Here is a 14,362-nt window from a genome sequence, read left to right on the forward strand (position 1 = left end):
TTATTTCTTTAATGCCTTGCTATAAACTTCAAGACAGCGTTTCCTTGCAAACTCATGTTGAACGATTGGTTGCACATAATCAAATCCCTCAAATTCAGGGACCCACTTACGCACATATTCCAGCTTTGGGTCAAACTTTTGTGTTTGCAGATAAGGATTAAAAATGCGGAAATACGGTGCAGCATCGCAACCGCTTCCTGCAGCCCACTGCCAGCCGCCGTTATTGGCCGCCAGATCAAAGTCTAATAATTTTTTGGCGAAATATGCTTCACCCCATCTCCAATCGATCAATAAATGTTTGGTAAGAAAAGATGCAACGATCATGCGTACCCGATTATGCATAAAACCTGTTGCATTTAACTCACGCATACCGGCATCAACAATGGGATAACCTGTTAGCCCCTCGCACCATTTCTGAAATTCCTTTTCATCATTTCGCCATTCTATAAAATCGTATTCATTTTTAAATGCTTTGCCTTTCCCAACCTGTGGGAAATGCCACAGGATCATATGATAGAAATCACGCCAAATAAGTTCGTTCAAAAAAGTTTCATTCATTTTTTCTGCATTCCGGGCAAGCTCCCGGATACTGATTGTACCAAAACGCAAATGAACGCCTAACCTGCTAGTACCGTTAATTGCTGGAAAGTTCCGTTGTTCGGTATATTTCTTAATGATTTCTTTTTTTGCTTCTATAGATGGAAATAAAAGCCCGGCTGCTTCAAAACCCATTTCGTTTAACGACGGAATAGTAACTGGCGCTTGCTTGAAAAAATTGCTGGTATATTTTTCTGTTGGATAACTCTTTAAAAAAAACTTACTGAGTTTTGCTTTCCATTTTCTACTATAAGGTGTAAAGACTGTGTAAGGTTTGCCATCATCTTTTAGTACTTCGTCTTTTTCAAAAATTACATGGTCTTTATAAGTATGAAATGAAACACCAGCATCATTCAACTGTTTTTGAATGGCAGTATCTCTTTGTTGTGCATAGGGTTCATAATCATGATTGGTAAACACTTTATCGATCGAATATTTTACAAGAAGCTTTTGAAATACATCTGCCGGATAACCATAATAAACTTCCATGCAACTTGCCATGTTTTCCAATTGCTGTTGCATTTGGGTAATGGTATCATGAATAAATTCAACTCGCCGGTCATTCTTTTCTTCCAGCTGATCAAGAATACTTTTATCAAAAATAAAAACAGGCACTACTGGCAAATCATTTTTCAATGCATGGTACAATGCTGCATTATCATGTAAGCGGAGATCTCTGCGGAACCAGCAAATATTTACTTTCTGTTTTGCCATGTTTGTATAACGATCCGGGCTGCAGAATGTTTAGGGAAATAAGGGAGAAATAAACCGATGGAAAATAGCTGAAGATTGCTGGGACATATAAGTTCTGTTGCTCCATTGTTTAACCCACCGTAAGCCGTTGAATGCATTCGTGAAAAATATTTCATCTGCATCGGCAATTTCATTTGGCAAATATGCGCCCTCTATTACCGGCGTTCCGGCATTGTTCAATTTTTCAATTAAATATCGACGCATCACTCCGTTGATGCATCCTTCCTCCAGCCGTGGAGTATGGATGGTGGCATCTTTTACAAAAAATACATTTGCAATTGTTGCGTCGCAAACTCTCTCATGCTGATTAAGCACCAGGCATTCATTAAATTTTTCATTTTTAGCATACTGAGCTGCCAAGGCATACAGGAGGTAATTGTTGGTTTTAAGGTTAGAAAAACCATCACAGGACTTTCGTCCTTCACTAAACAACCCAATATCCAATCCGTTTTCGTTCATGCTGAATTCTTTTCGTTCTAACGGCCAGCATTGCACCAAAGAGTGAAACGGTAAACTTGCCTGCTCCCAAATACCCCCTTCTCCTTTAAAAAAAGTAACCCTAACTCTTGCAGCATCGAGGCAATCATTTCGTTTGGCTACTCGTAAAATTTCTTCCTGTAATTCTACTTTTGTAAAATGAGGTGGCAATTGAAAATATAACCTGGGCAAGGATTCGCTCAATCGTTTCCAATGTAAACTCCACAAAGGCATTTCACCTTTATGCAAGCGAATGGTCTCAAATAATCCTTCGCCATACCGGAAAGAGCGGTTATCGGGATGAATACACAATTCGTCTCCGGCATATAATTTCCCATCAAGGCTATAGTATTGCGCCATACGCAACGAATATAGATAAAAAAAGAGGCGACACTTTTCAGTATCGCCTACACAGGTTGGTTTTGGTTGAAAATATCTTAACCTTCAATAATATTATGTTTTACAGCATAAAGAATTAACCCAGCTGTTGAGCGTGCCCCTATCTTAGATTTGAGTTTATCTCGAATCGCCTCCACTGTGCGTGGACTTAAATCAACGATATCAGCAATTTCCTTTGTGCTTTTTTCTTCACACATTAATCGAAGGATATTAATTTCTTTATCGTTCAATTTTACATCATGACCCATCATTGCATCGCCTTGGCGTTTCATTTTCAAGCCGTCGATCAATGCCTTGTTAGTAAGTGTATTGAAGAAATACTCCTGCTCGTGACAGGTTTTGATAGCTTCATAAATAACTTCACTATCGGAGTTTTTGGTGAGGTATGAATTTGCGCCAAGCTCCATTAAACGGGTGATCATTGTGTGTTCATCATGCATTGTAAGCATAATGATCTTGATATCAGGATAAAGCTTTTTTACTTCCGGGAGAGTGGCGATGCCATCCATAATAGGCATTTGCACGTCGAGGAGAATAACATCGGGCTGAATTGACTTCAGCATATTTAACAGATGCATGCCGTTGTCGGCTTCAAAGATCACCTGGATATCTTTTTTCATACCCAATGCGGTTTTTACACCGGCACGGTACAAAACGTGATCATCTGTGATCGCTACTTTAATTAAGTCAGTTGTTGAGTCGGCTGGTTTTACGGTTTTCATTGTGTACATAGGATATACGTTAAAGACAGAATACTTAGTTCAGAGTGCAAATTGAATTTTTTTTTGCTCATTTTTACAGGTAGTAGTACCTGATTTTAACTTGTGGTTTTTACGGTACCTACTCTATAAGCCGATTGCGCATACCGTAAACAATAAGACCCGCAATGGTCTTTGCACCTACCCTGTTTTTCATGTTCTGCCGAATAGTTTCAATTGTACGTGGACTAAGAAAAACGATTTTCGAGATTTCTTCTGTTGTTTTGTCTTCAGACAGGAGTTTCAATATCTGCAATTCTTTCTCTGAGAATTTTGTTGAGTTTGGATAAAATTGTTTTACTGTTTTCTTATAATTCAACTTTAGTAAAACAGCCTGATTTACTAACTCATTAAAATAGAAGTCTTCGTTCATACAAGTGAGGATGGCATCGTAAATTTCATTGGGATCTGTGGTTTTTGTGAGATAAGCATTTGCCCCCATTTCCATCATTTTGCTCACCATTTGCTGATCATCATACATGCTTAGAACCACAATTTTCACCTCTTCGTATTCCTTGCGGATCAATTGCAAAGCATTTATACCATCAAGTTCAGGCATACGGATGTCCATTAAAAGTATGTCGGGCTTTTTGATGGTAAGCTTGTGCATCATGTCTTTACCGTCTTCAGCTTCCCAAATTAATTTGAGGTGGGGCCTGCCGCCGAGAGCCATTTTAATACCGTCACGGAAGATTTTATGATCGTCAGCTATGGCGAACTTAATGTTAGTGTCTGCAGACATCGGATATTGTGGTTTTTGAGGTTTCTGCAAAATACTTCAGAGTTTTCATACTTCAAAGTTTACTATTAGCAAAAGTGGGTTTTTACAGGGAAATTCAACATAAGGGCAAGAAAGGCACGCAAAAAAGGACGGTCGATAAAACTTTGGCCGCTAAAAACAGTTTATGATTTGCTTGCATTCCAGGTTTTCAAGAGTATTTTTGCCTGGGCATCGCATAAAGGATGCTTTTTGAAAATTATTTATTCGGCATTAATGCTCTTTTTTAAGGGTTTTCACTTATGCACATTTTTTTCACACAGTAGTCTTACCTCGTTCATTTCCGAATAAATTTCACGTTAATTTCCCATTTTATAAATAGTAATTTTACGCAAATATTATCGTAATATTGCTTTAGTCTATTTACTTATTTTCTGAATTATCAGATATAATGTATTGAATTAGTGCATATTATGACATTTCGTACTAGTTATTCACATACAAAGCTATTGCATAGGCGTCCAAATTTTGAAAATTTAGTGCCTTAAACTTCACTTCTAAACCTACAACTATGCAAAATGAATTACTTCAAAAACCACAAGTAGAAAGCATTGGTCGCCACATTGGATTCGAAGCTGGCGAGGAAATGGCAAAACGTTTTTTCGACAAACATCCTGAGCAACATTATGCTAACACAATGGGAAGAGAAATGATCGAAAAGATCCTTGCTCAACCTGGTTGTGCTGGTATTACAATTGTTCCTGGATACAACGATCAAGGCGTTCGTCAAGCAATTTTAGTTGGTGTTGATGCAAACATGAACCCAATCTTGAACTACAATGTAGTAAAAGTTACCGGCGAATTAGAAACAGAAGAAGGATTGGTGAGCGACCAAACTTTCAAAACTGCTGGCTGGTAATCAAGTGCTTAAAATTAAGTCTGCAAAGTTCTTTATATTTGGCTTCAAAATCGCTTTTTGGAGTTATTAGAAACTATAGCAAGACTTTCCCTTTTATTACCCAGTTTTCTCTTTTTCCTTAGAACAGGATCCAAAAGCAGAGAAAACTGGGTAATTTTTTGGTTTGTTGTATTCACTATACTTCAGCAAGCTGCGTTTATCATTAGTGCCAAAACTGATAATCTGGGAATCACTCAAGTCATAAGCTTCTTTAATCCTTTAACCTATTTAACCTTTATTTATTTCTTTTTCCGAGAGGTACTAGTGAGTCCAATAAACAAAAAACTAACCTTGATTTGTACTATCGGCTACGCTGCACTTCAATTCATTCCCTATATTTTTAAAACAACTTCCACAATTACTTCCATTGTAACAACAGTAAATACAGTTCTAATTCTACTGTTTTGTTTACTGTATTTTTTCGAGCAAATCCGTTTTCCAAAAACAATGTTTATTTATACGCAAAGTTCTTTTTGGTCTATTGTTGGGTTTCTTGTTTTTACGGCCGGAACTTTTTTTATCTTTTGGTATAATAATATTGTAAAACAATCTGCGGTTTTCGAAAATCAATATATCATTATACATGCTTTGATTTTTATCATCCGGAATGTTCTATTTTCAATTGCATTTACAATTAAGCCTGATAAGCAAGCGCTTTCCGATGGGCGACTATCCCTAACCTAACTGAACACAACCAAAACCACTGCCACAACCCATGTTTTTTTTGCAAGCCACAAACGCTACCAATGTAACTTATGTCGTTTATTTCGGCACATTTGGAATGTTGCTGTTGGCAATTGGATTAATTGTGTTTATCGTTTTTCATCAGCGGAAGGTTATTTACTTTCAGCTACGCATGAAAAAAATGCAGGAAGAACAACAACAGATGATGCTGCAGGCTTCTATACAGAGCCAGGAAGAAGAAAGGCAACGCATTGCAGCTGATCTTCATGACGATGCTGGTCCGCTTTTGGCAACTGTGAGATTATATCTTAACGAAAACCTTATTCACCAGGATCAGGGAACGCAATTGCAGAGTATATACAATGCAAAACAAATTATTGATGATACTATTCAGCTCATCAGGAATATGTCGCATAGTTTGATTCCGCCAACGTTGAAAAACTTTGGATTAGAGAGTGCGGTGAACGATATGTTTCAGAAAATAAACGGTAGCGGCTCTATTAGCGCAAGTGCCCGGTTTCATGATTACAAACGCCGCCTGAAACTGGAATATGAATTGTCGATCTTCAGGGTGTTGCAGGAACTTGTAAATAATACCATCAAGCATAGTCATTCAAGTTTTATCCATCTTACACAAAATAAAACGGATCAATACATTTATATTCGTATGCATCACGATGGCGAGGGACTAACACAAACTGAATATGAAAAGCTGAGGGATACTCCACAAGGTATGGGGTTGAAAAATATCTATAGCCGGGTAAAGATTTTAAACTCGAAAATTTTGTTTGAAAAAGATCCTTCCAACACCTATTATAAGGTTACTATCGAGATACCGATTGAGGCGATGTTATAACATCTGAAAACACTAACTTTACAACCCTTGATCTTATGAACCAAATTAAAGTTGCAATAGCAGACGATCACCAAATTTTTCGAAAAGGAGTAATCCTTTCGTTGAGATCGTATACAAACATCAGATTTGTTCTTGAAGCCGAAAACGGTGAAGAATTATTGGCTGGGTTAGCTGAAGCACAACCAGATGTAATTCTAATGGATCTGCGTATGCCAGGCAAAGATGGTATTGAAACTACCAAGGCGGTAAATAAACTTTATCCAAACATTCACGTGTTGGTACTTACAATGTATGAAGATGAGCGTTTCGTAACTCACCTCATGGAAAATGGTGCCAATGGATATCTCTTAAAAAGTTCAGATCCTTCCGAAATAAAAAAAGCGATACTTGAAGTATTTACAAAAGGATATTATCTCAACAATTTTGTAAACAGAATACTCCTTAAAAAGTCGCATAACAAGGTTAAGGCAGTGCCCACACTCAATAGCGAAATTCAAATTTCAGACAAAGAGAAGCAAGTGATTCGTTTGCTTTGCATGGAATACACTGCACAGGAAATAGCGAAAGAAATGGAGATCAGTGCGAGAACCGTTGAAGCAATTAAGGATCGCTTAATGGAACGTTTTGGCGTTAAGAACTCCGTGGGGCTTGTTTTCTTTGCAATGAAAAACTCATTAATTGACTAAGAAAGCATTGAACGGATATGTTCCTGTAATAGTGATTTCTTAAAAAAATCTTCAATATAGTTTGCGAGTTTTGGGTTTACTGTGGTTAATGTCTTTAAATCCTGCATCCCGAAATCATAGGCCTGCTTTACAGCTTTACCGTTATCGCCAAGCTCTATAATTATATTTTCATCAGCATTCTTTCTATCTTGTTCCAGGTCTTTAAAGTCGTCCAGCAATAAAACTGGTCTTGCCAGAGAATACCATATGGGCAGAAAAGATCTTACCCATTCATCAGATACATCAAGATCAACCAATGTAAAAAGAAAACTATCGGATCTTGCAAGCGCTTTATGCTTTGTCTCAAATTCGAAATACGATGTAGGTTTTCCAGAGAATAGTGCAAAAAGATCTGCGGCAAGGTGTTTTTGCCTTACCCTGCCTTGCAACAACAGTTTACATTCATTTAAAAATTCGGGAAAAGTAATTTCATTGCTTTCATATTTCCCTACTTTATCAAACCCTTCTTCCATCAGACTTAGGTGATCTTCGTGCAAAAGCAGTTCAGTAGATATGCCGCATTTATGCACTAAGTCGAACATAAAAGGGATGGCTTGAAATCCAAAGCCAAATGAAATATAAATCCGCTTGTTTTTCCAATAAGCGTTATTTGATGGCACTTTCCGTTCGTTAGCAAAATAGTGAGCGATCTCACTGTTTATTCCCATCTCCGATTCTAATTTTCGGGCTGTTATTACCATTGGGCTTTGGCTTTGGTTTAAGTGTATCTGTTGTTAATTGTTGATTTTCTCTGGTAAGTACTGCAGAAACGGAATCGGAAATGACACGAAGAAGATCAGGACGGCTCAGGTAAAAATTATAACTCCGCATAAACTCATTCTTTGTAGTTCCGTGTATCTCAAATATCTTCAAAAAATAAGCAGCATTTGCATCTTTTATTTTAAGCGATGTGTCTTTGAACGAACGCTCTGTTGATAATGCGTCAGCCAACATGACATCCTTAAGTACTTTTTGAAATCTCTCTGGTTCAAGTATATTCTCTGGAGTTTTTTTTGTTTCAGAGCATGCGCAGAAAGCAAGAATGATCCACAATATCAACATGCCTCTCATCTCAGCTCTTGTTTATATTTGTTCGAATTGGTAACATCGAGCCTGCTGAGAACTTCAACAACTTTTGATTTTTCCTGTGGCGGTGCCTTTTTAAAGAGGTTGATCAATTCATCCGCTTTACCCAGCATAAAAAACTGAACGATCATTAAGTTGGGAGTTTCCCGGTTTAGGTTATCGAGATACACCAAAGAATTCATTACTTCGGTACGTGCGCCAGCTTCATTTTCGTACAAATAGTCCATCCCTTTCCGGTAGTAATTGTAATAAACATCATGTATTACAGTGTAACGGTTGTTGATAAGATTTTCTGTGAGCCAATACCTGTTACGATTATTATTTTCAAATGACTTCCATCCCGATATCTTACTTGCATCCGGCGCATTATTCACAATGTTAAGTGCTTTTTGAAAATATGGATTACCACCACGCAATGAGAATGATTCATAATCAAACCCAACGATAAGATAGGCATAATAGGCCACCACTGCTGTTAAGTTGGAGACTAATGGATCCGATCCTGAAATACGGTTCTCATTAAACTCCATCGGTTGCGACTCTACATATTTAAAATCAAAATTGGGATCTTTAAAATTGATAATAGGAGAAACATATGAAGTAGAATAAACCGGCCGTGCCGCTTGGATAGTGATACTTCCAGAAAAAACATTTGGCTCACCCATTCCTTCAAGATTGATCAGTACCTGGCAGTTGATCTTTTCATTCTGCTTAAAGTTATCAGCAGACCAACGGCGGTTGTTTAAGAACGTAGTAAGTGATGCTTCTAGTGTTCGGAATATCTTCCTGTCAATTGTTGTCGGAATTTGGTTATCGACCACACGCACTCTGGCGTTAAGTTCCTGTGCATTACTGATCAGTACTGAAATAAAAAACAAAAAAAGCAATATGCTTTTATACATGCATCAATTTTTTAATTGTGTCCACGATATCCTTTGCCACATCTTTCTTACTCTTTGTTGTAAACGAATATTCCCGTTCATTCTTGTCGAATATGGTAATTTTATTTGTATCGCCACCAAACCCGGCACCTGCATCATTTAAAGAGTTTAATACAATCATGTCGGCTTTTTTCGACTTCAATTTTCCCAACGCATACTCCTTTTCATTTGTGGTTTCAAGAGCAAAGCCAACTAAATACTGGCCGTCTTTTTTACTTTCACCCAATTTTGCAAGAATATCTTTTGTCTTTTTTAATTTAATCTCTAACTCGCCTTCATTCTTTTTGATCTTTTCATTTGCCGTAACGATAGGTGTATAATCTGCCACTGCCGCCGACATAATCGCTACCTGAGAATCAGCAAACTGTTCAACACTTTGCTGGTACATTTCTTCGGCACTGTTTACCCTAATGACTTTTACGGAATTGTTTGTGATTTGTTGAGATGAAGGGCCAAGGACAAGTACAACATCCGCTCCCCGGTTTGCAAGCTCATCAGCAAGTGCGATTCCCATTTTGCCACTTGAATGATTACCAATGAATCGCACCGGATCAATTGCTTCGTAGGTAGGGCCTGCAGTAATAAGAATTTTCTGCCCTTTAAACTGAGCGCTGGTCAAAAAAAAACCATGCACTGTTTGTAGAATATTTTCTGGTTCAGCCATCCTTCCTTCTCCAATTAATCCACTGGCCAGTTCGCCAGCTTCAACGGGTATTATTTGATTTCCGTAAGATTGAAGTATTTCAATGTTGCGTTTTGTTGCCGGATGTTTCCACATATCTTCATCCATAGCCGGAGCAATCATTACCGGGCAAGTGGCGGACAGGTAAACAGCAAGCAGGAGATTATCACACATTCCATGGGCCATTTTCGCCAGCGTATTACAACTTAAAGGAGCTATTAACATTAGATCAGCCCATCTTCCAAGTTCTACATGGTTAGCCCAACTGTTTTCATCAAAAAGATCGGTGAGTACATTGTTCTTTGATAAAGTCGATAACACAAGAGGAGACACAAAGTCTTTTGCTGAAGGCGTGAGTATTACTTTCACCTCGGCCCCGTCCTTTACTAATAACCTTAAGAGCAGAATAGATTTGTAAGCAGCAATACTGCCGGTAATTCCCAATACAATTTTCTTTCCCTGTAGCTTCATCAGAAAATGAAAGTAGAGTAAAATATTCAATAAAAAAACAGTAATGGCGGTCGTGTAACGACCGCCATTTAAATCATTTACGCAACTAAAGATTAAGAAAACAAATCATTCTCTGCTCTGCGATGATATACTTTATCATCCACAAATTCCTGCGTTGCAAGCAAAGCTGGATTAGGCATTCTTTCGTAAGCCTTTGAAATCTCGATTTGCTCTTTATTTTCATGAATTTCTTCAAGACTATCGGTGTGACTTGCAAACTCTTCCAGTTTATTGTGCAGTTCTTCTTTCAAAGAAATATTGATCTGGTTGGCACGTTTAGCAATAACTGCAATTGATTCATATAAATTACCGGTCTTTGCCTTCAAGTCAGCCACATTTTTTGTTTCAACAACATTGCTGGTGTTGGCGCTAACTTTTCGTATCAGTCTGCTCATTTTTATTTTGTTTTAAATTATTTGTAGAAAGAGTGAAATATTTTTCAGCGTCTTTTAACAGCTTGCTTTCAGGGAAACGATCAACAAAATCATAATACTCATCTACCACTTTCTGAAAACGTTCTTTTTGCTTTTCCTCAATACTCATTTGTGCGTATTGATAATATGATTTTATAATCATCAATTTATATTCATCTGCACGTTTCGATTCCGGATAACTATTCAATAGGTTAGTAAATGTAATCGCTGCCGCTCTATGCGAGCCCACATTGTAATAAAGCTCTGCACTTTTGTATTCCTTCTGTTCCAGCTTTGCATAACATTCTTCTATAATCTTTTTGGCATCTTCAGCTTTTGACGATTCAGGATAGTTATTGAGATGCGCTTGCATAAACCCTATCGCTTTCTGAGTAGCTGTTTGATCAAGATCAACACCAGGAGATTGTTTATAATAGCAATAAGCTCTCATATAATCAACCTCTGCGGCTTTCGGGCTCTTAGGAAACACTTCAAGAAATCCTTTAAAAAGATTTTCTGCACTCAGGTAATCCTTTTGATAAAAGCCACAGTACGCATACTTATAATAAAGATCTTCAAAACGTGGGTCATTTCGCAATAATGGAAACAAATCTTCGTACAGAATCTGCGCCTTACTATATTTCTTATTAGCATAGTACTGCTCAGCCATACCAAGTTTATATTCTACGTCTTTACTCTTGAGGATATTTGTAATAGTCTTTTTATTACATCCTGCAAGCGAGCCGGTAACAACCACGAAAAATACAAGACGGGTAATCAAATTCATAAAAGCCAGCAAAGTTAAGATTTTCGGGCAAATTAGACCTATCCTTTTTCTAAGAGGAAAAAAATGCGGTTAATCTTTTCCTAAAGAAAAGCCCCCCGTTTGACCGGAGGGCTTTATAAGCAATTAGTCTATATAAACTTATTTCTTTTCTGCACGGAGCTCAACTACTGAAGGATCACCTTCATGGCAGTCGTACTGAGCAACTACACGGTCAGCGCTGATACCTTGTACTTCAACGAGGTATTTAACGATAGCGTCAACACGCTTTTGACCTAATGCCTGACCAGATTTGCTCTTAGCAGCGCTACCGCAAACGATCAATTTACATTCTGGATTACCACGAAGTGAAGAAGCAACACTACCAACCAATGCTTTACCTTCTGCGCTCAATGAACTTGAGTTTCCACCGAAGTTGATGCTTGGAAGATCAACCAGGTTACAAGCTGGAGGAGCAGCAGCTAAGTTTTTGCAGCACTCAGGATCTGGGCACTTACCAACACCGTCAGCATCAACTGGCTGGCACTGAGTTGGAGTGATCAATTCCTTATCCTTACAATCAGGAACACCGTCACCATCAGTATCACGAGCAACACCATGAGTATCAACAGGGCAACCTGCTGGTGTGTTAGGTTCGTTATCGAACTGATCTGTTACACCATCGCCATCAGCATCATCCAAAACAGGTTTTGGAAGCTTCATGTGGCGTGGAGCGTTCAACTCATTGTAAGCATAATCCAATGGATTTAACCACCAGAGAGGCTCAACAGCTTTAGAACCAAGGCTATAGTTGAAATTAATATTTGTATAATGCCAGTTGTCGAAATCACGAGTTAAAGAAGCATCACCCATTGAATGCTCTTGCCAACGTTGACCATCGAGAAGATCATCTTTCACTACAGTCAATACTTCTTCAATACCTATACTGAAACGCTTGCCTACTTTAAAAGCCAACCCAGCGCCTACTTGAACCATTGGCCTGAAAGTCATATCAAATAACTTAGGACGACGCCAATCTTGTCCTTCTGCGGCAGTTTCATATTTCTTATCCATGCCGGCTTTCAAGTCTCGGCGGATTTCACGCTTATTTTTGTTTGTAACTTGGTATTGGGTATACACTTGGCTGAAAAGACCTGTGCCACTTGGAGCTTTCCCATATGTTCTGCCATTTGCATCTAGGGCATCTACTTTTGATTCGTAAACCATGCCTCCTATACCTCCAAGACCATAGATAATAAAGCTAGTTTTTGATTTGTGGAAACGGATATTATTTAGTGTGATTATACCTTGTAACGAAAGTTGATGAGATATAGTTCTGAAGTTATAGTAAACCGGATCCTGGTTAGTTTCATTGTAAGGTACGTACTGACCTGCCGCTAAACTCTTTGAACCGATTTGATAAAGCTCCCCAGGTGAGCCATTTGGAAGGCCGGGAACAGAACCCGCAGCTCCGGTATAACGATAATTTGTGGGAGCATTGTATTGTGAAGCCCATGCCGGATTTTTTGCATAGTTGAACGCAGGGATCCAGTTCAACCCTTTTGCGATACCACCTGCATATTGCACTCTGGCAGAAAAAATATAACCAAATGCTTTACGCACATGTGCACCCCAACCAATTTGAGGGATAACAGGTGTTACGTCGCCAGCCACCAAAACATTACCAACGCTTAAACCAATTTCCCACTGGTTACGTGGCTTTGCTGGGAAAGGTTGCTGATTTTGTAAAAATTCGTTGTGCTGAGCTTGTGATTTCTTAGGGATAAGAGAGGAGTCTTTCCAATCGTAGCTCTGAGCAGAGAGGTTTGTTAAAATAAAACATAGGGCCCCTATAAGAAGGGTGTACTTTTTGCTTGCCATAGTTGTTGTAATTAAGTTTCGAAAATTCCTGATGATTAGTGCAAAAATAGAGATCACAGTTTAAAAAGCAAATTTTTTGCAATTTATTTACAATCAGATAGTCATATGAGACCAATTTCCATCAAATATTGCTGCATTGGGCATCCAAAATAAACGAAAGATGTGCAATTAATGTAATTTGCCAACCCATGAGTGCTTCCTCCCAAATTCAATTATTGGTAAAAGACGAACTACAGGCTTTTGAAGAAAAATTCCGCCAGGCGGTTAAAAGTCGGGTGTCGTTGCTTGACCGGATCATGCAATACATTATTAAACGGAAGGGGAAGCAGGTTCGGCCCATGTTCGTGTTCCTGAGCGCCAAATTATTTGGACCAATTACCGAAAGTACCCACCGTGCGGCTGCTCTTGTGGAATTGCTGCACACCGCCACCCTTGTTCATGACGATGTTGTAGATGAATCGATGGAAAGGCGAGGTTTTTTCTCAATCAATGCTCTTTGGAAAAATAAAATTGCGGTGTTGGTAGGCGATTATCTCTTGTCAAAAGGTCTGCTACTTTCTTTGAAAAACGATGACTTTACCACGTTAAAAATACTTTCGGAAGCAGTTGAAAAGATGAGTGAGGGTGAACTACTGCAAATAGAAAAGACAAGAAAACTAAACCTTAGCGAAGAAGTTTACTTCGAAATAATTAAAAATAAAACAGCCTCCCTTCTCTCCTCTGCCTGTGCTGCAGGAACCTGGTCTACAACCATGGATGTTGAAAAAACAGAGCAGATGAAATTGTTTGGAGAAAAAGCGGGCATTGCCTTTCAGATTAAAGATGATCTTTTTGATTACGGCAGTGCTTCTATTGGCAAACCTACTGGAAACGACATCAAAGAAAAAAAGCTGACTCTTCCATTGATCTACACTTTGAACAATGCTGAACCTGATAAGAAAAAAGAATTGATTTATCTCCTTAAAAACGAAAACAGGCAGAAGAAAAACGTTCAATACATTATTGACGAGGTTATAAAAGCAGGAGGTATTGGTTATGCTGAACAAACGATGAATCAATATCGTGATGAAGCCATTTCGATTCTTCATCAGTTCCCCAAAAATGAAATACGAGATGGTCTTGAAGCTTTGGTAAGATATACCACCGATAGAAAATATTAAG

The 14,362-nt window shown here is 38.4% G+C and carries 16 protein-coding genes; 5 read left to right on the plus strand and 11 right to left on the minus strand.

What is annotated here, in order from left to right:
• From ACO1QW_RS00990 to ACO1QW_RS01005, 4 genes are all read right to left on the minus strand, one after another.
• Positions 1–1,311, minus strand: coding sequence for a cryptochrome/photolyase family protein (locus ACO1QW_RS00990; protein WP_486254859.1), 1,311 nt, complete (start codon positions 1,309–1,311; stop codon positions 1–3).
• 30 nt (positions 1,312–1,341) lie between these two features.
• Positions 1,342–2,187, minus strand: coding sequence for an aminotransferase class IV (locus ACO1QW_RS00995; protein WP_486254860.1), 846 nt, complete (start codon positions 2,185–2,187; stop codon positions 1,342–1,344).
• A 77-nt stretch (positions 2,188–2,264) separates the two neighbouring features.
• Positions 2,265–2,957 (minus strand): response regulator, encoded by a 693-nt coding sequence (locus ACO1QW_RS01000; RefSeq protein ID WP_340435853.1) that lies wholly within the window; start codon positions 2,955–2,957, stop codon positions 2,265–2,267.
• A 109-nt stretch (positions 2,958–3,066) separates the two neighbouring features.
• Positions 3,067–3,726, minus strand: coding sequence for a response regulator transcription factor (locus tag ACO1QW_RS01005; RefSeq protein ID WP_486254862.1), 660 nt, complete (start codon positions 3,724–3,726; stop codon positions 3,067–3,069).
• Between the two features lie 547 nt (positions 3,727–4,273).
• Between ACO1QW_RS01005 and ACO1QW_RS01010 the strand changes: the two genes are divergently transcribed.
• From ACO1QW_RS01010 to ACO1QW_RS01025, 4 genes are read left to right on the plus strand one after another with little or no spacing between them, the layout of a single operon-like run.
• Positions 4,274–4,621 (plus strand): hypothetical protein, encoded by a 348-nt coding sequence (locus ACO1QW_RS01010; RefSeq protein ID WP_486254863.1) that lies wholly within the window; start codon positions 4,274–4,276, stop codon positions 4,619–4,621.
• Positions 4,622–4,678: 57 nt separating this feature from the next.
• Positions 4,679–5,344 (plus strand): hypothetical protein, encoded by a 666-nt coding sequence (locus ACO1QW_RS01015; RefSeq protein ID WP_486254864.1) that lies wholly within the window; start codon positions 4,679–4,681, stop codon positions 5,342–5,344.
• A gap of 31 nt (positions 5,345–5,375) precedes the next feature.
• A complete protein-coding gene (locus tag ACO1QW_RS01020) occupies positions 5,376–6,200 on the plus strand; it encodes a sensor histidine kinase (protein ID WP_486254866.1) in 825 nt (274 codons plus the stop codon).
• A gap of 35 nt (positions 6,201–6,235) precedes the next feature.
• On the plus strand, positions 6,236–6,886 hold the full coding sequence (locus ACO1QW_RS01025; RefSeq protein WP_486254868.1) for a response regulator transcription factor: 651 nt from the start codon (positions 6,236–6,238) through the stop codon (positions 6,884–6,886).
• Here ACO1QW_RS01025 and ACO1QW_RS01030 read toward each other — a convergent pair.
• The 7 genes from ACO1QW_RS01030 to ACO1QW_RS01060 form a co-directional block, all read right to left on the minus strand.
• Entirely contained in the window at positions 6,883–7,593 is a 711-nt protein-coding gene (locus ACO1QW_RS01030) for a hypothetical protein (RefSeq protein ID WP_486254870.1), read from the minus strand. The genes ACO1QW_RS01025 and ACO1QW_RS01030 overlap by 4 nt on opposite strands.
• Positions 7,577–7,996 (minus strand): DUF4296 domain-containing protein, encoded by a 420-nt coding sequence (locus tag ACO1QW_RS01035; protein WP_486254872.1) that lies wholly within the window; start codon positions 7,994–7,996, stop codon positions 7,577–7,579. The genes ACO1QW_RS01030 and ACO1QW_RS01035 overlap by 17 nt, the downstream gene beginning before the upstream one ends.
• A complete protein-coding gene (gene porD, locus ACO1QW_RS01040) occupies positions 7,993–8,913 on the minus strand; it encodes a type IX secretion system protein PorD (RefSeq protein WP_486254874.1) in 921 nt (306 codons plus the stop codon). The genes ACO1QW_RS01035 and porD overlap by 4 nt, the downstream gene beginning before the upstream one ends.
• Positions 8,906–10,105 (minus strand): bifunctional phosphopantothenoylcysteine decarboxylase/phosphopantothenate--cysteine ligase CoaBC, encoded by a 1,200-nt coding sequence (gene coaBC / locus ACO1QW_RS01045; protein ID WP_486254876.1) that lies wholly within the window; start codon positions 10,103–10,105, stop codon positions 8,906–8,908. Before coaBC ends, porD begins: the two co-directional genes overlap by 8 nt.
• Positions 10,106–10,197: 92 nt before the next feature.
• Entirely contained in the window at positions 10,198–10,539 is a 342-nt protein-coding gene (locus tag ACO1QW_RS01050) for a DNA-directed RNA polymerase subunit omega (RefSeq protein ID WP_129130186.1), read from the minus strand.
• Positions 10,514–11,344, minus strand: a complete 831-nt coding sequence (locus ACO1QW_RS01055) for an outer membrane protein assembly factor BamD (RefSeq protein ID WP_486254879.1) — start codon at positions 11,342–11,344, stop codon at positions 10,514–10,516. The genes ACO1QW_RS01050 and ACO1QW_RS01055 overlap by 26 nt, the downstream gene beginning before the upstream one ends.
• A 138-nt stretch (positions 11,345–11,482) precedes the next feature.
• A complete protein-coding gene (locus ACO1QW_RS01060) occupies positions 11,483–13,201 on the minus strand; it encodes an OmpA family protein (protein ID WP_486254881.1) in 1,719 nt (572 codons plus the stop codon).
• A gap of 215 nt (positions 13,202–13,416) precedes the next feature.
• Here ACO1QW_RS01060 and ACO1QW_RS01065 point away from each other — a divergent pair, with 215 nt between their 5' ends.
• On the plus strand, positions 13,417–14,361 hold the full coding sequence (locus ACO1QW_RS01065; RefSeq protein ID WP_486254883.1) for a polyprenyl synthetase family protein: 945 nt from the start codon (positions 13,417–13,419) through the stop codon (positions 14,359–14,361).
• The last annotated feature ends 1 nt before the right edge of the window (position 14,362 follow it).

The organism is Lacibacter sp. (assembly GCF_057361365.1).